At 71.4% G+C, this 24,558-nt stretch carries 19 protein-coding genes; 10 read left to right on the plus strand and 9 right to left on the minus strand.

Annotation, left to right across the window (positions count from 1 at the left end; genetic code table 11):
* A partial coding sequence (locus HG543_RS22400) for a TIGR02266 family protein (protein WP_343073413.1) occupies positions 1–1,150 on the minus strand: 1,150 nt, incomplete at its 3' end.
* Between the two features lie 191 nt (positions 1,151–1,341).
* On the opposite strand from HG543_RS22400, the gene HG543_RS22405 reads away from it, so the two are divergent.
* A complete protein-coding gene (locus HG543_RS22405; protein ID WP_169346876.1) occupies positions 1,342–2,487 on the plus strand; it encodes a hypothetical protein in 1,146 nt (381 codons plus the stop codon).
* 16 nt (positions 2,488–2,503) lie between these two features.
* Here the strand turns inward: HG543_RS22405 and HG543_RS22410 are convergent, their stop codons facing one another.
* Positions 2,504–2,890 carry a YybH family protein gene (locus tag HG543_RS22410; RefSeq protein ID WP_169346877.1) on the minus strand — a complete coding sequence of 129 codons (387 nt, stop codon included), beginning with the start codon at positions 2,888–2,890 and terminating at the stop codon, positions 2,504–2,506.
* 93 nt (positions 2,891–2,983) lie between these two features.
* Between HG543_RS22410 and HG543_RS22415 the strand changes: the two genes are divergently transcribed.
* Positions 2,984–3,283 carry a winged helix-turn-helix transcriptional regulator gene (locus tag HG543_RS22415; protein ID WP_169346878.1) on the plus strand — a complete coding sequence of 100 codons (300 nt, stop codon included), beginning with the start codon at positions 2,984–2,986 and terminating at the stop codon, positions 3,281–3,283.
* Positions 3,284–3,445: 162 nt separating this feature from the next.
* Positions 3,446–4,465, plus strand: coding sequence for an endolytic transglycosylase MltG (gene mltG, locus HG543_RS22420; protein ID WP_169346879.1), 1,020 nt, complete (start codon positions 3,446–3,448; stop codon positions 4,463–4,465).
* Positions 4,466–4,683: 218 nt separating this feature from the next.
* On the opposite strand, the gene HG543_RS22425 is transcribed toward mltG, so the two are convergent.
* Positions 4,684–5,475: an enoyl-CoA hydratase/isomerase family protein gene (locus tag HG543_RS22425; protein ID WP_169346880.1), complete on the minus strand. Its 792-nt coding sequence runs from the start codon at positions 5,473–5,475 to the stop codon at positions 4,684–4,686.
* A gap of 28 nt (positions 5,476–5,503) precedes the next feature.
* Positions 5,504–6,883, minus strand: a complete 1,380-nt coding sequence (locus HG543_RS22430; protein ID WP_169346881.1) for a hypothetical protein — start codon at positions 6,881–6,883, stop codon at positions 5,504–5,506.
* 279 nt (positions 6,884–7,162) lie between these two features.
* Between HG543_RS22430 and HG543_RS22435 the strand changes: the two genes are divergently transcribed.
* The 3 genes from HG543_RS22435 to HG543_RS22445 are packed head-to-tail and all read left to right on the plus strand — an operon-like array spanning position 7,163 to position 11,179.
* Positions 7,163–8,191, plus strand: coding sequence for an AAA family ATPase (locus HG543_RS22435; RefSeq protein ID WP_169346882.1), 1,029 nt, complete (start codon positions 7,163–7,165; stop codon positions 8,189–8,191).
* Between the two features lie 13 nt (positions 8,192–8,204).
* Positions 8,205–9,083, plus strand: a complete 879-nt coding sequence (locus HG543_RS22440; RefSeq protein WP_169346883.1) for a DUF58 domain-containing protein — start codon at positions 8,205–8,207, stop codon at positions 9,081–9,083.
* Entirely contained in the window at positions 9,080–11,179 is a 2,100-nt protein-coding gene (locus HG543_RS22445) for a BatA domain-containing protein (protein ID WP_169346884.1), read from the plus strand. The genes HG543_RS22440 and HG543_RS22445 overlap by 4 nt, the downstream gene beginning before the upstream one ends.
* 46 nt (positions 11,180–11,225) lie before the next feature.
* Here the strand turns inward: HG543_RS22445 and sitI6 are convergent, their stop codons facing one another.
* Positions 11,226–11,960, minus strand: coding sequence for a SitI6 family double-CXXCG motif immunity protein (sitI6, locus tag HG543_RS57035; protein WP_169346885.1), 735 nt, complete (start codon positions 11,958–11,960; stop codon positions 11,226–11,228).
* A gap of 161 nt (positions 11,961–12,121) precedes the next feature.
* Entirely contained in the window at positions 12,122–12,394 is a 273-nt protein-coding gene (locus tag HG543_RS22455; protein ID WP_169346886.1) for a DUF6289 family protein, read from the minus strand.
* 178 nt (positions 12,395–12,572) lie between these two features.
* On the opposite strand from HG543_RS22455, the gene HG543_RS22460 reads away from it, so the two are divergent.
* Positions 12,573–12,926: a hypothetical protein gene (locus HG543_RS22460; RefSeq protein WP_169346887.1), complete on the plus strand. Its 354-nt coding sequence runs from the start codon at positions 12,573–12,575 to the stop codon at positions 12,924–12,926.
* A 52-nt stretch (positions 12,927–12,978) separates the two neighbouring features.
* On the opposite strand, the gene HG543_RS22465 is transcribed toward HG543_RS22460, so the two are convergent.
* Both HG543_RS22465 and HG543_RS22470 read right to left on the minus strand, forming a co-directional pair.
* On the minus strand, positions 12,979–14,346 hold the full coding sequence (locus tag HG543_RS22465; RefSeq protein WP_169346888.1) for a DUF4785 family immunoglobulin-like domain-containing protein: 1,368 nt from the start codon (positions 14,344–14,346) through the stop codon (positions 12,979–12,981).
* A 20-nt stretch (positions 14,347–14,366) separates the two neighbouring features.
* On the minus strand, positions 14,367–15,737 hold the full coding sequence (locus tag HG543_RS22470; protein ID WP_169346889.1) for a hypothetical protein: 1,371 nt from the start codon (positions 15,735–15,737) through the stop codon (positions 14,367–14,369).
* 452 nt (positions 15,738–16,189) lie between these two features.
* On the opposite strand from HG543_RS22470, the gene HG543_RS55490 reads away from it, so the two are divergent.
* From HG543_RS55490 to HG543_RS56830, 3 genes are all read left to right on the plus strand, one after another.
* Positions 16,190–18,484, plus strand: coding sequence for a vanadium-dependent haloperoxidase (locus HG543_RS55490; RefSeq protein WP_246357221.1), 2,295 nt, complete (start codon positions 16,190–16,192; stop codon positions 18,482–18,484).
* Positions 18,485–18,581: 97 nt separating this feature from the next.
* Positions 18,582–19,511, plus strand: a complete 930-nt coding sequence (locus HG543_RS22480; RefSeq protein WP_169346890.1) for a DUF6209 family protein — start codon at positions 18,582–18,584, stop codon at positions 19,509–19,511.
* 164 nt (positions 19,512–19,675) lie between these two features.
* Positions 19,676–20,788: an ATP-binding protein gene (locus tag HG543_RS56830; RefSeq protein ID WP_169346891.1), complete on the plus strand. Its 1,113-nt coding sequence runs from the start codon at positions 19,676–19,678 to the stop codon at positions 20,786–20,788.
* A gap of 27 nt (positions 20,789–20,815) precedes the next feature.
* Here HG543_RS56830 and HG543_RS22490 read toward each other — a convergent pair whose 3' ends face one another.
* Positions 20,816–24,532, minus strand: coding sequence for a bifunctional serine/threonine-protein kinase/formylglycine-generating enzyme family protein (locus HG543_RS22490; protein WP_211194092.1), 3,717 nt, complete (start codon positions 24,530–24,532; stop codon positions 20,816–20,818).
* Positions 24,533–24,558 lie beyond the last annotated feature (26 nt).

A 24,558-nucleotide genomic window follows, 5' to 3' on the forward strand; every position in this document is an offset into this window, starting at 1 on the left:
GAGCAGGCGGAGGCGGAGGCGGCGCGGGCTTCGCCACCGGGCGAGGAGGCGGAGGGGGCGCGGCCTCCTCCACACCGCCCATGTCCAGCTCGAACTCGAAAGCGCCACCCGGAGGCGGAGGGGGCGGCACGGCGGCGCGAGGCGGCGGCGGAGGCACGGCGCGCGGAGGGGGCGCCGCCACGGCGTCACCCAGGTCCAGCTCGAACTCCAGGGCCCCGCCCGAGGGCGACGCGGCCTGGGAGGACGACTCGACCTCCACCGTCACGCCGACCTCGATGGGCGGCTCGTCGAGCGGCGTACCGGTGACGGGGGCCTCCATCTCGAAGTCGAACCCGGGCAGCGACTCGTCGACGTCCAGCGGAGCGGGCGGCGGCGTGCTCGCGATGAGCTCCTCGAGCGGAATGTCCACGTCGTTGGCCGCGACCGGCGGAGGCGGCGTGTACGAGATGGGCGGCACGGGGAACGGCGCGGGCGTCCGGGGCTCGGCGGAGACGGGAGGCGGGAAGCTGAACGGCTCATCCCCCACGGGGGCCGCGGGCCCCGCCGAGGACTCCAGGTCGTCGAAGAGCGAGTCGAGCGCCATGCCGCCAGCGGCGCGGGGCGCGGGCGCGGCGGGCCGCGCGGGAGGCACCGGCGCCGCCACGGGCCGGGCGGGCGCGGAAGGCACCGGCGCCGCCACGGGCCGGGTTGGCGCGGAAGGCACGGGCGTCGCGGGCCGGGGCTGCGCGGGAGCCACGCGAGGCGCGACGGGCGCGACGGCGGGGGCCACGGCTGGAGCCACGGACGGAGCCACCGCGGGGGCCACGGTCGGGGCGACGACGGGAGCCACGGAGGGCAGCGGAGTCGCGGCGGAGGCGGCGGCGCCCGACTTGCGCTGGAGCATCATGTCGACGAGCGCGCGGCTCGCCTCGTCGAGTTCCTGGAACTGGAGCCCCATGCCGGGTGGGCCGGCGGGGTCGCCCACTTCGCGGACCCAGCGCACGTGGGCGCTGCCGCGCAGCACGCGCACACCCCCGGCGATCTGCACCTCGAACTTGACGGGTGTCCCCACGGGCTGCGGGGTGCGCGAGCGGATGAACATCCCACCCGGGCTCAGGTTGGTGGCGAACTCCTCCGCGAAGCTGCCCACCGTTTCATGCTTGAGCTTCACCAACAGACCCACTGCCTTCCGGTCCGTGGTGCGCCTGCCTTGATCCATAGCGCCCGACAATCGCGGGACGGGGCGCATCACTCAAGAGGGTTTTGACCCCTCGACTGGTTGCCCGGCGAATGGACGACATCAGGTATGCATCTGCCCTACCTGCACCTCCTGTATCCTGGTGACCCTCGCAGGAGCCCTTCATGAGCGCCGTCACCCTCACCGCCCCCACCCCGGCCCGAGCGGGCTGGCTCGTCGACCGGCGGCACGACCTGATTTCCACGGCGGGCGGGCTCGCCGCGAGTCTGGTGCTCGTCGGGCTGCACGTCTGGGGAGGCGTGAGCAGCCTGGTGCTCTGGTGGGCATGGGTGCTGGCGTTGGACGGGCCGCACCTGTTCGCGACGGTGTCGCGCACGTACCTGGACGCGCGCGAATGGCGGACGCGGCGGCGGCTCTTGCTGGGCAGCCTGACGTGGTTCGCGTCGGGGCCGGCGCTGTTCGGGGTGTCCGCGCTGGTGGGGAGCCCGCTGCCGTTCGTGCTGTTCCTCACCTTCGCGTCGCTGTGGGCGTACTGGCACGTGGTGCGGCAGCACTACGGCATCATGGTGCTGTACCAGCGCAAGGGCGGTGAGACGCTGGCGCTGGACCGGCGGCTGGACAGCGTGACGCTGTACACGGGGCTCCTGGCGCCCTTCGTGGCGTTCGCGCTGACGCACCCGACGGCGCGCAGGCAATTGGGGTTGAAGGGAGACCCCACCTGGGAGTCGACGGTGGCGGGCGCGTGCTTCGCGCTGGTGCTGGCGCTGGTGGTGCTCTACGCGGCCCGGCAGGTGCGGCGCCGGAGCCAGGGCCTGCGGGTGAACGGGCCGAAGCTGATGATGATGGGCGCGGCGCTGGGGCTGACGGCGGTGGTGTTCTGGCCGTCGGTGTCCTCGCGCATGGACTTCGCCATGTTCGCGGTGGCGGTGACGGCGTTCCACAACGTGCAGTACCACGGGGTGGTCTGGTTCTATCACCGCAACCGCTACCACGCGGCCGGGGTGGACCCGGCGCCGTTCGGCCTGGCGCCGAAGGTGAGCCAGCGCTTCCTCATCTACGCGGTGTGTGGAGTGGTCTTCACGCTGCTGTATCGCGGGCTGGGCTGCGGCTTCGGCGCGTACCCGGGCTGTGGCGGCTTCGACCTGAAGCTGCAACTGGCGGCGGGGCTGACGCTGAAGGACCTGATGGGCGGGTTCATCTGGGGCTTCGCGCTGCACCACTACTACCTGGACCAGAAAATCTGGCGCGTGAGCCGGGACGCGGGGCTGAACAAGGATTTGAAGCTCGGCACGGCGGCAGCCGCGTCATGACTGGAATGCGTGCTCTTCAGCGTCCGAGCTGAGCGCCCGTGGGATGGTCGATGACGTAGAGCCAGCGTCCGTCCCGCTGGCGGCGGACGACCTCGGCGGTCTGGCCCTCGACGGTGAACGGTGCTCCATCCGCGCTACGCCCTTCGAGCCGGAACCTCGCGCTCAGCATGGACAGGTCTCCCACCGTGAGTGCGTAGATGTTCGTGGACTCCATGCGTCCGCCCAGCGCGAGCAGCCCTTCCAGCTCCGCGCGGATGGCCTCCAGTCCACGCCGGAGCGTGTCTCCCTGGCCCACCAGCAGGGCCTCGGGTTCATAGAGGGCAAGCAGCTCCTCGATGCGTCCGGTGTTGTAGGCGGCGGCGAAGGCCGCATTCATGTCCGCGGGCTGTCTGACGTCCGGCATCGTTCTCTCCTGTTGTCGCGAGTCCGGACACGGTGCGTGATTCCGATGGGCGGCGAAAGGAGTTACACGGGCGTAACCAGGAGGTGGAGCGCGATGCCGAAGGGTGAGGATGGAGTCTGCGTCGTCGAGCGGCGGCTCGCGCTCCTGGCCGGGCGCTTCCGCGCGGAAATCCTGAAGGCGCTCGAGCAGGGCGAGGTGCACTTCAACGCGCTCAAGCGCCTGACGGGAGCATCGGCGAACAGCCTGACGCGGCAGGTGCGGGCGCTGGAGGAGGAGGGGCTCGTCACCTCGCGACGGGAGACGCGGTGGGGGCGCAATCAGTACGCGCTGACGGAGGCAGGTCGAAGGACGCTGGCCATCCTGGACGCGGTGGCGAAGCTCCCAGGGCCCTAGCCGCGCCCCCCGGAGTCCCCCCGCGCCGAGGCGCCCCTCCCCGTCCACCAGGTATCAGAAGGGTGCCTGCCGCCTGCCCTCCCGCCAGGGCACCGCCCGGGACCCGACATCCAGAGCGACGAATCGATGCGAAGCGAAGGGTCGGTGCTACCCTGCGCCGCGATGAAGCGTCTTGCTCTCGTTTTCTGTGTGTTGGTCGTGCTGGCGGCCGTGGCCGGAACCGGCGCCTTCCTGTGGGCCGAGGGTCAGGTCCAGACGGCCATGGCCCCGCCCGGAGCGGCCACCGTGGAGTTCACCGTCCCGAAGGGCACGTCCGGACGTGGCCTGGGCACGTTGCTCGCCTCGCAGGGCCTCATCCGCGACGCGCGCATCTGGCGCTGGCACCTGTACCGCCGCGGTTCCTTCGCCCCCAAGGCAGGCCGCCACGAGGTCAGCCCGTCCATGACGGTGGCGGAGCTGGCCACCGCGCTGGAGAGCAACCCCATCCCGGAGGACATCCCCTTCGTCGTCGTCGAGGGCTGGCGCCTGCGTGACACCGACGCGGCGCTCGCGGCCGCGAACCTCATCACCCCGGGCGCGTACATCGCCGCGGCGAGCAAGCCCGGCAACTTCACCGCGCCCTTCCCGCTGCCCGTCTCGGGCACGCTGGAGGGCTACCTCTACCCGGAGACCTACGGCGTGGTGCCGGGCAAGCTGGACGTGAATGCGCTCATCCAGCGCCAGCTCAACGCCTTCGCCGAGCGCTTCTTCCTGCCCAACAAGGACGCCATCACGAAGAGCGGCCGTTCCCTGCACGAGGTGGTGGTGATGGCCTCCATGCTGGAGCGCGAGGAGCCGGTGCCGGACCAGCGTCCGCTGGTGGCCGGCATCCTGTGGAAGCGCGTGGACAAGGGCTTCCCGCTCGGCGTGGACGCCACGTCGCGCTACGAGCTGGCGCAGTGGAACGACCGCGTCGCCTTCCTCAAGCGGCTGCGCGACCCGCAGGACCCGTACAACACCCGGCACCGCAAGGGCCTGCCGCCGAGCCCCATCGGCGCGCCCACGGTGGCGTCGCTCCAGGCGGCCATGTCGCCGAAGGCGAGCGACTACTGGTACTACCTGCACGACGCCGAGCGCCGCCTGCACCCCTCGCGCAATGCCGAGGAGCACGAGGCGCTGCGCCGCAAGTACAACGTGTACTGAGTCAGAGGTCGGGCTCCCGCACCTCGGCATGAGGCGGGAGCCGGCGACGCGGCCCGCGCTTCCCGCATATCCCCAGCGGGATGGCCCCGCGGTGCTCCCGAAGCGGGAGCCGGCCGCGCGGCTCGGGCTTCCCGCGCATCTCCGACGTGGATGGCGCCCTTCCTGGAAGACGGGGGGGCGGCGTTCCGAAGCAGCCGCGTGCCCCTGGCTGAAGAGACTCAGCGCCCCTGGAAGACGGGGGCGCGGCGCTCCGCAGCGGCGGCGAGTCCCTCGCCCAGGTCCGAACTTCCGTAGCTCTCCGCCTGGAAGCGGGCCTCCTGCTCCAGCGCGGCCCGCAGCGCCGTGCGGTCCGGCCCCAGCCGCTGCTTCAGCGCGCGCATGGCGAGCGGCGCGTTGCCAGCCATCTGCGTCGCCAGGGCCCGGGCACGCGTGAGCACCCCACCCGCCGGAGCCGCCTCCAGCGCGAGGCCGAGCCGCACCGCCTCCTTGCCATCGAAGCGGCGGCCGGTGAGGAGCAGTTCGGCGGCGGCCTGCGCGCCCGCGCGCCTCGGCACGAAGTACGTGGCGCCCATGCCGGGGTGCAGGCCGAGCTGGACGAAGTTGAGCGCGAGCTTCGACTCCTCGCTCACGATGCACACGTCACACGCGAGCGCCACGCACAGGCCCGCGCCGATGGCGGGGCCCTCCACCGCGGCCACGGTGGGCACGGGCAGGTCCAGCACGCTGAGGTAGCGCGCGTAGAAGTCGAGCATGAACGTGCGGGCCTCCTCGAAGGAGGACTTGCGCAGCCGCTCCAGCATCTTCAGGTCGCCGCCGGAGGAGAACGCCCCACCGGCGCCGGTGAGGACCACCGCCCGCACGTCCGTGCGCAGCTTGAGTGACCCGACATGGGTGCGCAGCGCGTCCCCCAGCTCGGGAGTCATCACGTTGCGGCGGGCGACGTCATTCAGGGTGAGGGTGGCGACGGCACCCTCGACCTCGAGCAGGACCTCAGCGGCGGGAGTGGACATGGGCGCGCACTGTAGCGGCCCGCCGGTGCTACGGCACCACGAGCCGCAGGAACGCGTCCTGATTCCACGTGTCGCCCGCGCCGTCGCGCTGCCAGCCGGTGACGGCGAAGCCCTTCCCGGGCACCACCGCCATCCCCGCCACCGCGAGCGAGCACCCCCCACTCTGGCACGAGGCCACGGGCAGCGGCCGCTCGTCCCGCCACGTGCCATCCGCCCCGTAGCGCGTGAGCACGCTGCCACACGCCACCGCCGCCATGCCCTCCTCATTCACCGCCACCGCCGGCCCCACATCCGCCACCGGGCCGCACGCCGGTTGCGTCAACCAGCCCTCACGCCCATCCGTGCCCACGTTGAACACGAACGGCCCCGCCGAACCGAGGGATGCCCCGCCCCACACCATCAATCCCGTGAAGTCCCCGGCCACCGTCACCGAGCCATCCGCCCCCGCCGCCACGGACGTCACCCGGCCCTTCGCGCCCGGCACTTCCTTCCCCCACACCAGCCGCCCGTCCGCGCCGAACGCGAGCACCACGAACCCGCGCACCCCCGGCGTGCCGAACGTCCGCCCATCGACCTCCAGCGTGTCCGACAACTGCCCCGCCAGCACCGCGCGCCCATCTCCGGTCAGCGCCACCGCCCGCAGCGCCGTGCCCTCTCCCGTCCCCTCGAAGCGCCGCGTCCACCGCACCGAGCCGTCCGCGCCGTACCACGTGAGCACCGGGTCCTTCACCGCCTCCGGCGTCCACTCCTCGCCCGCGGCCAGCACGCCGCCCTCCGTATCCGCCGCCAGCGCGTGCACCTTCTGCCCCACGCGGTGCTGCCACACCGGCGCGCCGTCCGCGGAGAACTTCACCAGGAAGCCGTCCTGCGCCTCCCCCAGCCCGAAGTCCGCCGAGTACAGGAACGCATTGCCCGACAGGAACACCGCCCCGTCACGCCCCGGCGACGCCGCCACGCGCGTGTCCGACAGGCGGTTGCGCTCGAACTCGCGAGACCAGCGCACCTGCCCGGCCGCCAAGTACCGCGCCAGCGTCAGCGAGAGCTTCTCTCCCTCCACCTGCTCGCGGCCCTCGTCCGAGCGCGGGGTGCTCGACACCACCAGCACCACGTCCCCGTCGCGCCCCACCGCCACGCCGGTGCCGAAGTCATCCTGCGGACCTCCCGCCAGCCGCTCCCACGCGCGGGCCCGGGGCAACGCGGGCCGCTCGGGCGCGGGTGGGGCTTCCTCTCCAGGGGCCTGGGTGGACGGCTCCGGGGGCGCGGGCTCACCGGGGGCCTCTCCGACGGGCCCCTGCTCCTCCAGGGACGCCGCATCCGCGCTGGCCCCGCCACACCCCGACCCCATCCACAGCAGGGCCACCGGCAGGAGCCCCACCACCCAACGGTTGCCACGTCGCTCTGACCGCATGCGCTCTCCAAGGAAGCCCGCTCCGGTGCGTCGACCGCAGGGCCTCGGGAACCTAAGCAGCGTGTCCAGGGCGCGGCATTCCCCCACCCCCGGGTCCGGCTGTACATGGCCGGGGGGCGTGCAGGCGGACAGGAAGGCTGGCGTCCTGTGCCCCGACGTGCCGGAATGTACGGCAGCGGAATAGGTCTGCGCCCCAACGGTTGCCAGCGCACGCCCCGGCCGCTCTCGTGGCGGAATCCGTTGGTCCCCGCGACGGGCACGAATTAAGAGAACCCTTCCATGGAAAGCGCCGCCCCAGCCCCACGCCCCGTGCCCGACGCCTCGAGTGACGACCTCCGCGCCGTCGAGGAGCTCGCCCAGGCCCGCAACGCCATCGTCGCCCAGATTGAAAAGCGCGTCGTCGGCCAGCGCGAGGTCGTGGAGCACCTGCTCATCTCGCTCTTCGCCCGCGGCCACTGTCTCTTCGTCGGTGTGCCCGGCCTGGCCAAGACGCTGCTCATCTCCACGCTCGCGGACGTCCTCAACCTCTCCTTCAACCGCATCCAGTTCACGCCGGACCTGATGCCGTCCGACATCACCGGCACGGACATCCTGGAGGAGGACCGCACCACCGGCCGGCGCACCTTCCGCTTCCTGCAGGGGCCCCTGTTCGCGAACATCATCCTCGCGGACGAGGTGAACCGCACCCCGCCCAAGACGCAGGCCGCGCTGCTGCAGGCCATGCAGGAGTACCGCATCACCGCCGGTGGCCGCACGTACCCGCTCGACCTGCCCTTCCTCGTCTTCGCCACCCAGAACCCCATCGAGCAGGAGGGCACCTACCCGCTGCCCGAGGCCCAGCTCGACCGCTTCATGTTCCTGGTGGACGTGGGCTACCCCACCGCCGAGGAAGAGGTGCAGATCGTCAAGGCCACCACCGGCGGCGCGCAGCCGAAGCTGGAGAAGATTCTCTCGCCCGAGCGCATCCTCGCCCTGCAGGAGCTGGTGCGCCGGGTGCCCGTGCCGGACCACGTGGTGCGCTACGCGGTGGAGCTGGTGCGCCACACGCGTCCCAAGGAGCCGGGCGCGCCGGACTTCATCGCGAAGAACGCGTCCTGGGGCGCCGGCCCGCGCGCCAGCCAGTACCTGGTGGTGGCGGCCAAGGCCCGCGCCATCCTCAATGGCCGCTTCGTGGCCACCGTCGAGGACGTGCGCGCCATGGCCCGCCCGGTGCTGCGCCACCGCGTGCTCCCCAACTTCACCGCGGAGAGCGAAGGCATCACCTCCGTGAAGCTCATCGACCAGCTCCTCACGGTGGTGAAGGGGTAGCGACAGGGACACCATGTTGCTCGACGCCCAGACGCTGGCCCGCCTCCGGGGAGTGAAGCTGCGCGCCCGCGCGGTGATGGAGGGTGTGCTGTCCGGCCTCCACAAGAGCCCCCATCAGGGGCAGAGCGTGGAGTTCGCCGAGCACAAGGAGTACGCGCCGGGCGACGAGCTGCGCCACCTCGACTGGAAGGCGTACGGCAAGTTCGACAAGTACTACGTCAAGCGCTTCGAGCACGAGACGAACCTGCGCGCGGTGATGGTGGTGGATGCCTCCGCGTCCATGGGCTACCGCAGCGGCGCGCTGAGCAAGCTGGAGGTGGCCACCACGCTGGCCGGCGCGCTGTGCTACCTGCTGGTGCGCCAGCAGGACGCGGCGGGCCTGGCCCTCATGGCCGGAGGCAAGTGGCGGGATGTGCCGCCGCGCGCGTCCGCGGGCCACCTCAACGTGCTGCTGGACACGCTGGAGTCCACCGAGCCCAAGGGCGCCACGGACCTGGCCAGCGCCGCGGACCACCTCGTGGAGGTGCTGCCGCGCCGCTCCACCGTCATCGTCCTGTCGGACCTGCTGGACGAGAACCAGGAAGCGCTCAAGCGCATCCTCACGCTGCGGCAGCGGAAGAACGACGTGACGGTGTTCCACCTCGTGGACCCGGCGGAGCTGACGTTCCCCTTCGATGACCCCACGCTGTTCCTCGACATGGAGGGCGAGGGCCGCATCGAGGTGAACCCGCGCGAAATCAAGGAGAGCTACCTGGAGGAGTTCAACGCCTTCCTGGCCAGCACCAAGGCCGCGTGCGCCGAGGCGGACGTGGACTACGAGCTGGTGCGCACCGACGAGAAGCTGGACGACGTGCTGCTGCGCTACCTGGCGCGGCGCGGGAGGCGCGGGTGACGTTCGGCAATCCGTGGATGCTGCTGGGCGCGCTGGGCGCCCTCATCCCCCTGCTGGTGCACCTGTTCGACCGGCGCCGTCCCCGGCCGCACCCGTTCGGCCCGCTGGCCTTCGTGCTGCGCAGCCAGAAGCGCACCGCCAGCCGCCTCAAGCTCAAGCGCCTGCTCTTGTACACGCTGCGCACCCTCATCCTGCTGGCCATTCCCATCGCGCTGGCCCGGCCCGAGCTGAAGCAGGACGCGGCCACGGCGCAGGTGGTGAAGGGCCCCGCCGCGACGGCCATCGTGCTGGATGCGTCGCTGTCCATGCGCTGGTCGGACGGCACGTCGCTGTTCGAGCGCGGCCGGGACGAGGCGCGTGATGCGCTCAAGGATTTGCTGCCGGAGGAGCCCGCCACGGTGCTGGTGTGCACGGAGTCTCCGGCGGCGCCGCCTCCGCCGGGCTTCGATCGGGGCCGGCTGCGCGGCATCGTGGACGAGGCGCGGCCGACCTTCGGTGCGGCGGACCTGTCGCGGTGCATGGACATGGCGGCGCGGGCGCTGGAGGAGAACCCGATGCCAGCCAAGCGGCTGGTGGTGGTCTCCGACATGGCGGCGGCCGGCTTCCGGCTGGAGGCGCCGCCTCCCACGGTGAAGGGGCCCACGGGCGCGCCGGTGAAGCCGGAGGTGGTGCTGCGTGACGCGGCCGAGGGCCGTGAGGTGCTGGCGAACCACGCGATTGTCGACCTGAAGGTGGAGCCGGCGCTGCAGGCGGGGCCGCGGTCGTTCCAGTTCACCTTCACGGTGCGCAACTTCGGGGCCGAGGCGGTGAAGGACCTGGAGGCGGCGGTGCGCGTGGGCGAGAGCACGCTGGCCAAGGGCTTCGTGGACGTGCCGGTGGGTGGCACGACGCAGAAGGCGCTGACGGTGCGCTTCCCGCAGGGTGGCACGGTGGTGGGGCAGGTGACGCTGGCGCCGGACTCGCTGCCGGAGGATGACCGGCGGGCCTTCGTGCTGCCGGTGCCGCGAGCGCTGAAGGCGCTGGTGGTGAACGGGTCTCCGCACGCGACGCGCTACCGGGATGAAGCCTTCTTCGTGGACGCGGCGCTCACGGCGCCGGGCTCGCCGGTGGAGGTGTCCACGCGGGACGCGGAGGTGGGGCTGCGCGAGGACTTCTCCGCGTACGATCTGGTGCTGCTCTTGAACGTGGCGGCGCCGTCGGCGGACGAGGCGAAGAAGCTGGCGGACTTCGTGGAGAACGGCGGTGGCCTGTTCATCAGCATGGGCGACCGGGTGAACACGGAGGAGTACAACGCGCGGCTGGGCGCGGTGCTGCCGCGTCCGCTGCGCCTGGTGCGCACGAGCGCCGAGCGCGAGGACCCGGACGCGGAGACGAAGACGGCGCGGCTGGCGAAGGTGTCGGTGGAGCACGTGCTCTTCTCGCCCTTCACGGGGCGGGCGGAGGAAGGGCTCATCGGGGCGCGCTTCTACAAGTACATGCTGCTGGAGGCGGACAACCCGGGCTCGCCGGGCGCGAGCCAGGTGCTGGCCACGTACGAGGACGGCGCGCCGGCGGTGGCGGTGATGCGCAAGGGCAAGGGGCGCGTGGCGCTGCTGACGAGCACGGTGGACCGCGACTGGAGTGACTTCGCGATTCGCACCTCGTTCCTGCCGCTGATGCAGCGCTTCGCGGCGTACCTCACGGGCTCGCTGGAGGAGCGCGAGGAGATTCGGGTTCGCGTGGGCGAGAGCGCGACGCTGCGGCCCGAGGGCACGCAGAAGGTGACGGCGGTGCGCGCGCCGGACGGCGCCGAGGTGCAGGTGAAGGAGCAGCCCGACGGCTCGCTGGTGGCGGGGCCGGTGACGGAGCCGGGCGCGTATTCGGTGCTGGGCGCGGACGGCAAGGTGGTGCCGGCGCTGTCCTTCGCGGCCACGCTGGACCCGGCCGAGAGTGACTTGAGCCGTGTGCCGCAGGAGACGCTCACCGCCTACTTCGGCGAGGAGACGGTGAAGGCGTCCAGCGGGGACGCGGACAAACCGGCCGTGCCGCTGTGGACGTGGCTGATTCTGGCGGCGTGCCTGGCGTTCTTCTTCGAGGGCACGCTGTTGCGGAAGTAGGCGGCACACCGGACTCGCCTGTCGCGGTGTGCATCCCGAGTCAGGCCTATGCGTGATGACTTGGCGGCTCGGTCTCTACTTCCTTGAACACCACGTCACTCGCGCCACAGGACTGCGCGATTTCGACGAACCGCTCCGTTGCGAGGATACGCAGCGGGGCATCTACGAGATGAAACACATCCAGGTCGGCGGGCAGTGACGAGAGCTCGACCCGGGAACTGAAGTACGCGCTCAAGTCCTGCCACCCACAGACAGAACAAGGTAGTGCCGGAGGTGGGGGGAAGCGGCCGTCCGGGTACAGTCGCCCTCCCGAGAGAAGATGCAATTCCCAAAGGGCGGGTGACGGCGCCTTCTTGAACTCCGGCCGAACCGGAACGATGCCCCTTATCCCCTCTGCTTGCAGCGTCTGCAGCAGATCTTCTCGGACCAGCACCCCCCAGATTGAAACCAGGGTCAGGGGCCCGAAGCGCCCCCTGGCCGTGCCATGGAGGGGGCCGAACATGCTCCCAGGAGTGAGGACCACATCGGGAGGACAGAAAGGCCGCACCCGCTCCGCCAGACGCACGTACTCGGCGTAGGGCCTTGGCCAGCCATCCTCCAGCTCTTTGCGCCCAGTCAGGTGAGACACGTCAACGGCAGGGTACGACCTGAAGTCGCTCCAGGTCTGATGGCACTCCGGACATTCGATGCCCGGTAGCCCCCACCGTCGTTCCACACGGTAGGTACCGCTCCAGATACGAGGAGCCGCGTAGTGGGGTTCTTGGAGTTGGTAGTAGCGCACGTCAGTCCTGCGAAGGCGCAGACGGTAATTCGAACCGCTGCCAGTAGGTGCCCGAGAGGACCTGCCCCACGGTGACGAAGCCAAAGCCCGCCAACATGTTCAGCGGGCCCGGGCCACATCACGACACGAGGTTGAGCCCACCCTCGTGCGTCACGACCTGCTCAGCGGCAGGTCCCGCGCCACAGCTCGAAGTCTCCAGTCCTCACGCCCCAGGTCGCGATGTAGCCGGAGCAGTCACACCACCGACCACCGACCGCGGTGCCGCTGACGTCGTAGTACGTGTACTCCCACGTCCTGCTGCCATCGCACGGCAGCTCCATCGAAGCCTCGACCTGATTCGACCCGTCGGTCGTGACCTCTTCCGGGCCGGCGCTTCCACATCCAGCCAGCACAGCGATGAACAACGCCCCCAGGGTGACTCGGCCCAGCTTCATGGCTTCTCCTTCGCGGTGACGCCGCTCGACGAATGCGGCGCCCCATCCTTCCGAAGTCAGACCGGGAGGAACAGGGAGGGCAGAAGGACACGGCTGGAAGGCCCGAACGCAGCCGTGTTACATCTAACGGAAAACTACCGCACGACGCTCCGTGCGCACGCCTCCCGGGAATCCTGCCATGCCGAAAAACTGGAGCTTCTACTCGCAGGGCGGCGAGGGCGATGGCCTCTGGCACGAGTACACGCTGTTCGAGTGGCAGGTGCGCATGAGCATCGGGCACGGCTACCGGCCCAACCATCTGCCCCGGGAAGTCTTCGCCCCGGATCTCACGCGCGATGGCACCATGGACAACTTCGCCGACGCCATCCTGGAGGACATCAGCGAGATGTACCTGGCGGACGCCCTGCCCGCTCACGGCACCAACGGCGAGCGCAGCGTCAACGTCGGTGGCAGTTCGATCACCTATCGCTACCGGGTGGACCCCTCCGAGAACCGCTTCTACATCGGCACGTTCTTCGTGAACCTCGGGTAGCCGACGAGGGAAACGCTGGAGGCCCGGCAACAGGCCTCCAGCGCGGACCGCCTCACGGCACGAGGTTGAACTCACCCTCGCGCATCAGGCTCTCGATGGCGGGCGTCACCTCCGCCGCCGCGAGCTCCGACACACGCACCGCCGGGAAGCGCACGCCGAGCCCCTGCGTCAGCCGGTGGTACAGCGTGTTCGTCCCCAGCGAGTACAGCCGCAGCCCCTTCAGCGAGTACACGCCGTCCAGCTTCGACAGGCCCGCGTGTCCCGCCTCGAAGCGCAGCGTCAGCGTGTGCGTCCCCGCGCCGAGCTGGTCCGTCACCTGCGCCTCGGCCACCGGGCGCTCCACGCCCTTCGGGTCCGTGGCCACCAGCGTGCCCGTCACCTCGTAGCGGTCCACCGCGGCGCTCTCCAGCACCACGTCCACCTCCAGCGCCGTCACCTTCCCAGCGGAGTCACGCACCAGCCGCGCGCGGCCCACCGAGTCGATGCGCGCCGTCGGCACCGCGAAGCCGAACGACGTCTGCCCCAGCCGGTCGAAGGCCTGTCCACCCGCCGAGCCCACCGCGCGCACCTCCAGCACCCACGCGCCCGGCTCGTCCTTCTCGTTCATCACCCGCGACACCATCGCCCGGTGCTCGTTGCCCACCTTCACCACCGGCACCACGCGGTCTCTCTCGAAGCGCGGCGTGTAGAGCACGGCCTCGTAGCGCACGTGGTCCACCTTCGCGTCCGACGCCAGCCCCACCGTCACGTAGCCGTCGTCCCCGGGGAACAGCTGCATCGCGGACGCCGTCAGCGACAGCTCGATGCTCGACGCGGGCACGCGCACCTCCACGGCCAGGCCCAGCTCCGCCGCCTTGCGCCCCACTTGCACCTTGTACTGGCCCCGCCCCATGTCCCGGTCCAGCTTCAGCATCGTGATGGGCTTGCTGATGGCCTTCGTCGGATCCACGCCCAGCTGCGCGTTCGCCGAGCGCGCCGCCCGCACGTCCGCGCGGCGGCCTTTCGGGTCCACCATCGACACCTCGCGCAGCGCCTCCTCGCCCGCCTTGGCGTTGCTGCCCTTGGGGATGAACATCACCCACGCCTCGTCCGGCGTGTCGATGGGCAGCTCCAATTGCGTAGCCGCCGAGCCCGGCGGCACGTGCAACACCGTGGACTTCGAGCGGCGCGTCTCCGGCGCCAGCGGCGCGGCCAGCGGCAGCTTCGGCGACGCCGGGTTGGACACCGAGACAAGCCCGGGGCCGATGCCCTCGCGCACGTCGCGGCCGAACAGCCGGCCCGGCGCCACATCCCCCGCCACGAGCGAGGCGCCCGAAGTGCGTTGCATGTCGGCGGCCATCGCGGACTCCGGGTTGAAACCAAGAACAGCAAGGGCCAGCGCGAGGCCCGTGGACCTGACGAAACGGTGAGCGAAGTTCATGTTCATTCTCCAGGTCCACATCAGTGAAGCGCCTCGACGACGACGTAGTTGTGAATCCCCCAGTACGTGTCCCACGCCAGCGAGCCGCAGAAGTTGGAGCCTCCCGGCGGCGCCTGCACGCAGTCATTCGCGCCCGACGAGCCCGTGGCCGCGTCGAAGCCGTACTTCGCCACGAGGCACGCGTCGCAGATGCCGTCGCCCGCCCACGAGTCCGGGCACACCTCGCTCCACGTCGGGTAGTAGGAGGCGTTGAGATAGGGGTTCCAGCTCGCGGTGCTCGGAATCCGGTAGCTGCTCGAGTACCCGTAGGCGATGAGGCAGTCCGGCTCCACGTAGCCACTGTTGAGCTGGCTCGTCGTGCAGCCGTACTTCCACACCGTGTTCCCGGTCATGAAGTCCAGCGCGTAGCCAGAAGCGTAGTTGTTGCAAGCCTGGCCCGCCGCCGCCACGTTCGTCTCGGGCGGCCACGTCTGGTTCGACGGCGCGGGGATGGGCGCGTTCAGCACCTTCTGGCCGATGATGTTGCCGCTGTTGTGGCAACTGCGGCGTGACTGGTGATGGTTCAGCCGGCCGTCGTCGATGATGATGTTGCCGAAGTACCCCGAGCTGTCATTGCCGATGAAGCCGTCCGTCCCCGCGTTGAAGCTGCCCCAGCCGAGCAGCGCCGCCGCCTTGAGACCAATCGTATACATGTAGCCGCCGCAGTGCGCGTCGCTGGAGAAGAGGTTGGCGTAGACGCGATTGCCGCGCACCACGGAGATGGGCTTGCCGCCCACCGTCGTCGCCCCGTACGTGCCAGCGAACGTCCCGTTGGAGTTGTACACGCGCATGTTGTCCGTGCGCTGCTGCACCACCGCCGGGTTGTTGTAGCTGCCGCCTCCGAAGAACTCGACGATGCTGTTCGCGATGTTCAGGAAGGAGCCGCTCGTCGTCACCTGGTCCGCCAGCGGCGTGCCCGTCAGGTCCGGCGCGGAGAAGATGACCTGTGAAATCTTGCTCGTCACCGTGTTGACGGCGTAGCCCTTCGCGCTCACCGCGCCGGTGTGGCCCAGCATGTAGCGCAGCGGGCTGGAGCCGTTGGAGTGCGTGATGACCGTCATGCTGGTGATGCCGTTGGCGTTCATCCAGGGGACGATCTGGTCGACGATGGAGCCCCAGCTGCATTGGCTCTGGCCCGCGCAGCTCGCGCCGGGATAGCCCACCACGAGGTAGGGCCGCCCGCTGCGCATAGTGTCGATGGACTTCTGCGTCCAGTAGCCCACCGCCGAGCTCGTCGACTGGTCGCCCGTGCCGTGCACGAACACGACACCCGCCGTGGCGAGCGCGTCGCCACTCGCGCCGAGCAACACCGCGCAGGCAGCCGCGAGCGCCCAGCCGCTTCTCCGAGACATGTGCATGAAACCTCCGTGAGGGGGAACCCAGAGCAGCTCACGAAGCGGTCTTGAATAAAAGGTGTAACAAGTAACCCAGGTGAGTGGACCCCGCGGCTTCCGTCACTGGCAGTGCGAAGGGCCGGGGTCTCACGGACCCGGAGCCACCATGAGGCGCCGCGTCATCTCGCGCTCCGGGCCGAAGGCGTGTGTTCAGGCTGAAACACCGGCGCGACGGAACCGGGGCTTCGGTAGGGCGCACGCGACGGAGGCAAGCGCCGGAGCCTGCAAGGCATTGCCGCCGTGGCGGGTCTGTCAATTCAGTGAACGCCCAAATGCATTCGAGATGCAATTGTTTCCGCATCCTCAAGAAATGTCAGACACGACTCGTAGAAATCGTGCTCACGCGACGCCGGGCTTCCTCACGGCGCGCGTCCCCGGACAGCCGACTTCACACCGGGACAGGAGCAGCCATGGCCAAGGCATCCACCCTCATCGACAACTTCAACGACAACTTCATCGACACCACGAAGTGGAGCACCTACGGAATCGGCGTGGCGGAGGTGAACCAGCGCGTGGAGATCCGCCCCGAGGCCAACGTGGCACAGAGCTACGAGGGCTACCAGTCCGCGGTCCCCTACGACCTGAGCAACTCCGCCGCTCAAGTCGAGGTCGTCCAGACGCTGCGAGCGCTGCCCGGCGCGTTCGTCTTCTTCGAGGTGGGACCCGATGACAACAACCGCGTCATCTTCAACCTGAGCGAGGAGCTCCACTGCGTCCAGGCCGTCAGCGGAAACTTCACCACGCTGCTGAGCATTCCGTACGACCCGCTCCTCCACCGCTGGCTGCGATTCCGGGACTCCGAGGGCACGGTGTACTGGGAGACTTCGCCCGACGGAGCGCACTGGACCGTCCAGGCCCAGAATGACCGGGCCATCGACGTCTTCAGCGCCCGGATTGGCTTCGGGACCGGACTACAGCAGGCCGTTCCCTCTCCCGGCGTGGCCATCTTCGACTCGCTCAACGTCCCCACCACCAGCCTGTCACGGCGGGTCGAGGAGCGACGACAGTCGGCCCAGGGGACTCGCGAGAAGGCCGCGGCGCTCGCCGCCCGGCGGCCCCATCCGGAGCATCTCAACAACAACGACGAGACGAACTACCCGGACCGGCCCTTCATCGGCAACTACTCCAAGTCCCTGCGCCACGACTCGCTGGGCGACCCCGACCCCCTCTCCTACGGCACCCTGCTGCGGGCCCTGCACAGCCGGGACCCGGGTGACTTCGAGGAAATCCTCCTGGCGCCCAACGCCAAGAAGCTCACCAATCCGCAGTCGGGCCTGGCGTTCGAGCTGGCCGGCCCGGACGCGCAGGCGGTGACGCAGCCCCCGGCGCCGCGCTTCGACAGCGCGCAGACGGCGGCGGAGATGGGTGAGCTGTACTGGATGGCGCTCGCCCGCGACGTGCCGTTCATCAACTACGCCACCGAGGCGGCCACCTCCGGCAGCATCATCGCGAGGGCCATCGGCTCGCTGAGCAGCGAGTTCCCCACCTTCGGCGGCACGGCGCCCGTGACGGCGCAAAACCTCTTCCGCGGCATCTACGTGGGCGAGCAGGTGGGCCCGTACGTGTCCCAGTTCCTGCTCAAGGGCAACATCGACCCGCGCCAGCCGGATGGGCAGGGACGCGACGCCGCCGAGGGCTTCGTCGCGTTCGGCTCGCGCGTCATCGACCAGCGGCAGCGCACGGTGAAGGGCTTCGCGGAGCTGGGCGCGGCGGCGGACTATCTGACTACCTTCAGCAACTGGCTGGCGGTGCAGAACGGCCGCGACGACCGGGGGCAGGACCAGCTCGACCTGACGGCGCGGCGCTTCATCCGCAACCTGCGCGACGGCGCCAACTTCGTCCACTTCGACCAGGTCGTGGACGCGTGGTGGAACGTGGCCTACTACCTGTTCAGCGAGCCCCGGGGGAACCAGAGCCTGGGCAACGCCTCGGGCACCGGCCGTCCGCTGGTGGACCTGGAGTTCTCCTTCAACCCCGGCCACCCGTACGACCCGCCGGGCACGACGGGCGACTCGCGCACGCAGGTGGGCTTCACCACCTTCGGCACGGTGCACCTGCTCCAGGCGCTCCTGGAGGTGTCGGGCCGCGCCGGCCGCGCGGTGTGGTGGCAGAAGTGGGGCGTGCACCGCCGGCTGCGCCCGGAGGAGTTCGGCGGCCGCGTGGACAACCAGCTCAACAACCGGCGCACCTACCCCATCCACGCCTCGCTCACCACGTCGCTGAGCACGGGCGGGCTGGCGCCGTACTTCCCGGAGCGCTACGGCTCGTACCTGCTGCCGCAGGCCTACCCGGAGGGCGCGCCCACGCACCCGGCCTACGGCGCGGGGCACGCCACCATCTCCGGCGCGTGCGCCACCCTCCTCAAGGCGTTCTTCGACGAGAACCAGCTCATCGAGGCGCCGGTGTTGCCCAGCGCGGACGGCCTGTCGCTGGTGGCGTACACGGGCCCCGGCGCTCTACAGCTCACCGTGGGAGGCGAGCTGAACAAGCTGGCGGGCAACATCGCGCTGTTCCGCGACGCGGCGGGCGTGCACTGGCGCAGCGACTACACGGAGTCACTGCCGCTCGGGGAGGCGGTGGCCATCGGCCTGCTCCAGGAGATGAGCCTCACCCTCAACGAGGATGACGCCTTCTTCCAGCTCACGAAGTTCGACGGCACACGCATCCGCATCCACGACGGGCGCGTCCAGACAGTCATCGAGTGACGCCCAGAGAACCATTTCATCCGAGATGTCGGGGGAGAGCCGGCGTCAGGGATTCCTGATACATCCCGGCTCCCCCCTGCCCCTGGAGGAAACAGGAATGAAGTCCGCATGGAAGTCCCTGGCCCTGGTGCTGCCGCTGCTGGCGGCGTGTGGTGGCCAGCCGCAGCAGGAGAACACTCCCGCCGACGCGGCCCCCGAGTCCCAGCAGGCGTCCCTCACCACTCCCACCGCCACGGTGCGATTCCTCGGCGGTTGGTCGCAGGAGCAGCGCGGGGCCATCGTGCGCGGCGGTCAGCTCGTCGTCGACTACGAGCTGTACCGGATGACCGACTGTCACAACAGCACCTACGCCGGCCAGCAGGCGTGGGACACGCTGGCCTACGTGCGCTTCCAGCCCGGCGGCCAGCTCTTCTCCGGCAGCGTGAAGCAGGCCACTGGCAGCACCACCTTCGTCAACAAGCCCTTCGTCGTGCCGACGGTGCCCGCGGACGCCACCAGCGTGGAGCTGTGGTTCTTCACCTCCGGCCGCACCTGCCAGAGCAGGTACGACAGCAACTACGGCCAGAACTACCGCTTCCCCGTGGAGGCGCAGTCCCCCGCGGCGGTGGCGTGGGCCGGTGACTGGGGCGGCAGCTTCTCGCGCGAGTGCGTGCACCAGAACACGCTGGCCAACCCCATCGTCCTCGACAGCTACGTCATGGAGCGTGCCTGCAAGTGGGTGGACGCGGACGTGTACGTGCCGGGCGTGACGGACGCCGCCACCGCGCGGCCGGAGCTCGTCCAGGCTCAGGTGGAGTTCAGCGTGGACGGCGGTCCGCTCCAATACAAGTGGCTGAGCTACCAGGGCCGCGTGGGCAACAACCACCGCTGGCGCTGGGAGGTGTCCTCCGAGCCGCTCCAGTACACAACGTGGTCCCAGTACCAGTACGCCTTCCGCTACTCGACGGATGGCGTGAGCTGGTACCGCATCGCGCTCGGCGCCGGTCCGTCCGGTGGCACCGCGCGCACCGTGCAGCGCGCCTTCTAGCCTCATCCGCAATGGAGCCGCCGGGCCCCCGAGTCCTGGCGGCTCCCCTGCCAGCGGTTCCAGTCCCTGACGGAACAGCCGGGTGGGAAGGGCCCCCTTTTTTCCCGCCCCTGATACCCTGTGGCCGCTGCTTCCCCTCACCGGCCCCGACGGCCCCGAGTGCCGTGCCTGCTTCCTTCCTGAAGACCGACGACCCGGAGTTCCTGGGGACCCTGCTGACCCAACTCCCCCAGGGACTGGTGGCGGTGGACGCCAAGGGCCAGCTCCAGTTCCTCAACGAGGAGGCAGCGCGTCAGTGGGGGCTGGAGCCCTCGGAAGTGCCACCTTCCGCCGAGTCGCTCGCCTGGCTCACACCGGAGGGCGGGCCCCTGCCGTCCGACGCGACGCCGCTGGGCCGGGCCCTGGGCGGCGAGTCCTTCCAGGCCGAGCGGTACGCCCTGCCCCGGAAGGACGGGAGCCGGCTCGTGGTGGAGTGCGACGGCCGCCCGCTCTGGGGCTCGGGGGGCCTGCGCGGTGCCGTGCTCGTCACCCGGCCCGCGCGTGCCTCCGCCGCCGCACCGGGCACGGGAGCGGGCGAGAGCCCGGACCAGATGCGGGACGAGTTCCTCGCCGTCGTCAGCCATGAGCTGCGCACGCCGCTCAACGCGGTGCTCGGCTGGGCCAGCGTGCTGCGCCAGCGGAAGCTGGACGCGAACATGACGCAGAAGGCGCTGGAGACCATCGAACGCAACGCGCGCGTCCAGGCGCGGCTGGTGGAGGACCTGCTGGATTTGGGGCGCGTCGTCTCCGGCAAGCTGAAGGTCGGGATGCGCCCGCTGGAGCCGCGCGCCTTCATCCAGGCCGCGCTGGAGACGGTGCGCTCGGCGGCCGAGGCCCGGCACGTGACGCTGGAGGCCGAGCTGGACGGAGCCGACGGCCTGTCCGTGTCCGGCGACCCCGAGCGGCTGCAGCAGGTGGTGTGGAACCTGCTCGCCAACGCCGTGAAGTTCACCCCCGCGGGTGGTCGCGTCATGGTGCGCGCCCAGGGGCTGGACGGGCAGCTGCTCATCGAGGTCCAGGACACCGGCATGGGCATCCCCGCCGAGTTCATGCCCCACCTCTTCGAGCGCTTCCAGCAGGCCGACACCGGCCCGGTGAAGACGCAGCGAGGCCTGGGCCTGGGGCTCGCGCTGGTGCGCCACCTGGTGGAGCTGCACGGCGGCACCGTCTCGGCCTTCAGCGAGGGACAGGACCGGGGCTCCACCTTCCGCGTGTACCTGCCCCTGCTCAGGCCCTGAAGAGGGCCCGGGCCCGAACGAAGGCCGCTACGGGTTCGACGCGGTGGCGCCCGGGAGGCTCGCGCACAGGCGCATGCCCACGGTGGGATCCCGGAACGAGGCCTCCGGGGCCTCGCGGTTGGTGGCGCGGCAGGTGCTGGCGCTGAAGTAGTAGCTGCTGCCTCGCGCCACGGGACGGCCCGGGTCGTGGACGGAGTCGGTCCACTCCCACACGTTGCCGGCCAGGTCCTCCACGCCGAAGGGGCTGGCCGACGCCGGGTGGCTGCCCACCTCGTCCGGACCGAAGGCCAGCGGCTCCTTGCCGTACGTCAGGTCGAAGTTGGCCTCGTCCGGCAGCAGCCGGTTGCCGTGGGGGTACTCGCGCCCGTCGGCGCCCCGCGCGGCGCGCTCCCACTCCAGCTCCGTGCACAGTCGCGCCCCGGGCACCCGGCCCGTGGCGTCCAGCCACGCCGCGTAGGCTCGCGCGTCCGCGTACCGGATGCCCACGACGGGCAGCCGCTCCCACGCCACCTCCGCGCGCACCCGGCGGCCCGGGTAGCGCAGGCGCTCCCCTTGGCGCGCGACGAGCCGCTGCGTGGTGGGCTGGATGGCCAGCGTCCACCGCCCGTCCGTCCCGCGCGACAGCTCCAGTGAGCCATACATGCCGGTGCTGCCCGCGCGCGGCAGGTGCTCCTCGCGCCGCTGGGGCGGCAGCGCCTCCAGGAAGGCGAGGTACTCGGCCCACGTCACCTCGTGGCGGCCGATGAAGTAGCCCTCCGTCTCCACCGGGTGCTGGGGCGCGGCGTTGAAGAACTGGCGCACGCTCTCGGCCGCCGCGCTCCCGAAGAGGAAGCGCCCCGGTGGCACGTAGACGAAGCCCGGCGGCGTCTCCGCCGGCGGCGGCCGCAGCCGCACCTGGCGCCGCTCTCCGCGGCCCAGGCTCACCGGCAGCCGGACCTCGGCGGCCCCCGGTGCCTCCAGCGTGAGGAGATAGGAGCCGGCGGGCAGCCGCAGCGGACTGTCCCCGGCAGCGTCCGGCACCTCCTCCAGCCCCAGGGCGCCTCCGGAGCGCGGGACGTAGCGCCGCACGCGCAGGCGGCCCTCCGGAGGCCGGGTGACGTCCAGGAGCGCGGGCGCGCTCCACCGGGCCCAGTGCTCCCCTTCCGCGTCCACGAGCCGCAACCGGCTGGCGAGCACGTCGCGCAGGCCCTCCTGCGAGGACGCCTCCGCGCGCGCGGCCCGGGTCAGCAGCGCGTCCGACAGCAGCCGCCGCACGTCCCGCCGCTCCGGCGCCAGCGCCAGCGCGCGCTCGAGCGCCTCGCCCAACCGGGCCTGCCGCGCGTCCGCCTCCTCCGCCTGCCGCCGCGCCTCGGCCCAGGCGCCCTCGGCCGCCTGGAGCTGGCCGGTGTCGAAGGCGCGGAAGGACTCCTGCTCGGCCCGGGCCTGCGCCTCGGCCGCGCGGGCCGCCGCGTCCAGGTGGTCCCGGGCCACCGTCAGCTCGGCGTCCGCGGCGCGCTCGCGCTCCAGCACGCCGCGCAGCCGCACCAGCCCCACCGCCGCCAGCAGCGACAGGGCGAAGCCCGCGACCAGCGCCTGCCGCCGGCGGCGCCGACGACGCAGCTCCGCGCGGGAGGCGTCCAGGAAGCGCCGCTCGCGCTCGGGCAGCGACGCGGGCTCCAGCACCTCGGACTCGCGCAGCGCGCGCTCGCCCCACAGGGCCTCGGCGGAGTAGCCGGTGCGCTCCCACTCGCGCGCCGTCGCCTCCAGCCGCTTGCGCACCTCGCGCGTCTCGGCCTCCTCCGCCAGCCAGCGCGCCAGCGTGTCCCAGCCGGACAGCAGCGCCTCGTGGGCCACCTCGAAGGTGCTGCCCTCCACCGCCTCGCGCGCCACCAGGAGCCGGCCGCGCACCAGCGCCTCCAGCGCGGCGCGGTAGCACGCGTCCTCTCCGCACAGCTCGTCGGCGCCCCGGCGGGCGCGGGTGCCATCGTCCGTCACCAGCCGCAGCAGCAGTCCCCGGGCGGCGCGCTGCTGCTCCGCCGGCAGCGCCTCCACCACCCCGTCGGCGTGGCGGGCCAGCGCGCCGGCCACCCCGCCCAGCGCGTCCAGCGCGGCGGCGGGAATGACGTCGCGCTCCCGCGCCCGCCCCTCCCAGAGCTGGGCCAGCGCGAACTGTAGCAGCGGCAGCCCGCCACCGGCGGCCACGGTGGAGTCCACCAGGGTGGCCACCAGCGCCTCCGACTCGAAGCGCACGCCCTTGGCGCGCGCCGGGCCCACCACCGCCTCGCGCACCTCCTCCGGCCCCAGCGGGGGGACCAGGTGCAGCGCGCCCGCCACGAGCCGCCCCAGCCCGGGCAGGCCCGCCAGCCGGGTGAGGAAGTCGCTGCGGGCGGTGGCCACCAGCCGCACCCCGGGCAGCCCCCGCGCCAGCGGCGCGAGCACCTCGGCGAAGCGGTGGGCCTCCTCGGAGGCACACAGGGTGACGAGCTCCTCCAGCTGGTCCACGTACAGGACCAGCCCCGCCCGCGCCCCCACGCGCTCGCGCAGGCCGCGGGCGAGCGCCTCGGGCTCGGCGGACAGCGCTCCCAGCGCCTCGGTGGACTCACCCCAGACGGGCGCCAGCGCCAGCGCCAGCGCGGTGAGGGGCCGCCGCCCCGGCACCATGCGCCGGGCCTCCCAGCGCCGTTCGTCCCCCAGCGCGCCGTCGGCGAGCGCGGGCAGCACCCCCGCCGCGCACAGCGAGGACTTGCCCACGCCGGAGTCCCCGGTGAGGAGCACGAAGCCGTCCGAGCACAGCCGCTCCACCACCGCGCGCACCTCGCGGGCGCGGCCGAAGAAGAGGGCTCGGTGCTCCGCGTCGAAGGCGCCCAGGCCCCGGTAGGGGTTGCCCTCGGGCACCGGCAGGCGCGGCTCGGCGGTGCCCACCTGCTCCAGCGCGTCCAGCACCTCCTCGGCGGAGGCGTACCGCTCGGCGGGCGTCCTGCGCAGACAGCGCTCCACCACCGCCGCGAGCGCCCCGTCCACCTCCGGGGCCACCTCGCGCAGGGGAGGCGCCTCCTGGCCGCGCACCGTCTCCGCCAGCGCGGCGAAGGGGACATGGCGGAAGGGGGCACGCCCGCAGCACAGCTCGTAGAGGACGGCGCCCAGCGAGTACAGGTCCGAGCGGGCCGTGTGCTCCTCGATGCCCCAGGCCTCCGGCGGCATGTAATAGGGCGTCCCCACCGGCGAGGGGAACGGTCGCTCCTCGGGGCCCGGCTCCAGCTCCAGCGCGGACGCGGCGTCCACCTCGCGCTCGAGCAGCTTGGCCAGGCCGAAGTCCAGCAGCTTCACCTGCCCCGTCTCGGTGACGATGACGTTGCCCGGCTTGAGGTCGCGGTGCAGCACGCCCTTCCTGTGGGCGGCGGCCAGCCCGCGCGCCAGTTGGCGCCCCACCTCCAGCGCCCGCTCGACGGGCAGGGGCTTCTTCACCCGGTCCAGCGAGACGCCCGGGGTGTACTCGGTGACGAGGTAGGCCCGGTCCTGCACCTGCCCCACCCGGTAGAGGGTGACGACGTTGGGGTGCTGCAACCGGGCCGCCGCGCGCGCCTCGTTGAGGAAGCGGCCAAGCGCGGCCCGGTCCGAGGCGGGGAGGAACTTCACCGCCACCGCCCGCTCCAGCAGCGTGTCCTGCGCGAGGAAGACGAGCCCGCTGCTGCCGAGTCCCACGGGCCGTACCAGCCGGTACTCGTCGAACTGCGTCGGCGGATGCCAGGGTGTCGCGTCTCTCAAGGCGGAAAACACCAATGCCCGGGCCG

The organism is Pyxidicoccus fallax, assembly GCF_012933655.1.
Taxonomy (GTDB): Bacteria; Myxococcota; Myxococcia; order Myxococcales; family Myxococcaceae; genus Myxococcus; species Myxococcus fallax.

Excerpts from the sequence above, each read along its gene's own strand:
- HG543_RS22465 (WP_169346888.1), bottom strand. The coding sequence starts at position 14,346 with ATGAACTTCGCTCACCGTTTCGTCAGGTCCACGGGCCTCGCGCTGGCC.
- HG543_RS22455 (WP_169346886.1), bottom strand. The coding sequence starts at position 12,394 with ATGAAGCTGGGCCGAGTCACCCTGGGGGCGTTGTTCATCGCTGTGCTG.
- HG543_RS22440 (WP_169346883.1), top strand. The coding sequence starts at position 8,205 with ATGTTGCTCGACGCCCAGACGCTGGCCCGCCTCCGGGGAGTGAAGCTG.
- mltG (WP_169346879.1), top strand. The coding sequence starts at position 3,446 with ATGAAGCGTCTTGCTCTCGTTTTCTGTGTGTTGGTCGTGCTGGCGGCC.
- HG543_RS22415 (WP_169346878.1), top strand. The coding sequence starts at position 2,984 with ATGCCGAAGGGTGAGGATGGAGTCTGCGTCGTCGAGCGGCGGCTCGCG.
- HG543_RS22410 (WP_169346877.1), bottom strand. The coding sequence starts at position 2,890 with ATGCCGGACGTCAGACAGCCCGCGGACATGAATGCGGCCTTCGCCGCC.
- HG543_RS55490 (WP_246357221.1), top strand. The coding sequence starts at position 16,190 with ATGGCCAAGGCATCCACCCTCATCGACAACTTCAACGACAACTTCATC.
- HG543_RS22425 (WP_169346880.1), bottom strand. The coding sequence starts at position 5,475 with ATGTCCACTCCCGCCGCTGAGGTCCTGCTCGAGGTCGAGGGTGCCGTC.
- HG543_RS22480 (WP_169346890.1), top strand. The coding sequence starts at position 18,582 with ATGAAGTCCGCATGGAAGTCCCTGGCCCTGGTGCTGCCGCTGCTGGCG.
- HG543_RS22435 (WP_169346882.1), top strand. The coding sequence starts at position 7,163 with ATGGAAAGCGCCGCCCCAGCCCCACGCCCCGTGCCCGACGCCTCGAGT.
- HG543_RS22405 (WP_169346876.1), top strand. The coding sequence starts at position 1,342 with ATGAGCGCCGTCACCCTCACCGCCCCCACCCCGGCCCGAGCGGGCTGG.
- HG543_RS22460 (WP_169346887.1), top strand. The coding sequence starts at position 12,573 with ATGCCGAAAAACTGGAGCTTCTACTCGCAGGGCGGCGAGGGCGATGGC.
- HG543_RS22430 (WP_169346881.1), bottom strand. The coding sequence starts at position 6,883 with ATGCGGTCAGAGCGACGTGGCAACCGTTGGGTGGTGGGGCTCCTGCCG.
- HG543_RS22470 (WP_169346889.1), bottom strand. The coding sequence starts at position 15,737 with ATGTCTCGGAGAAGCGGCTGGGCGCTCGCGGCTGCCTGCGCGGTGTTG.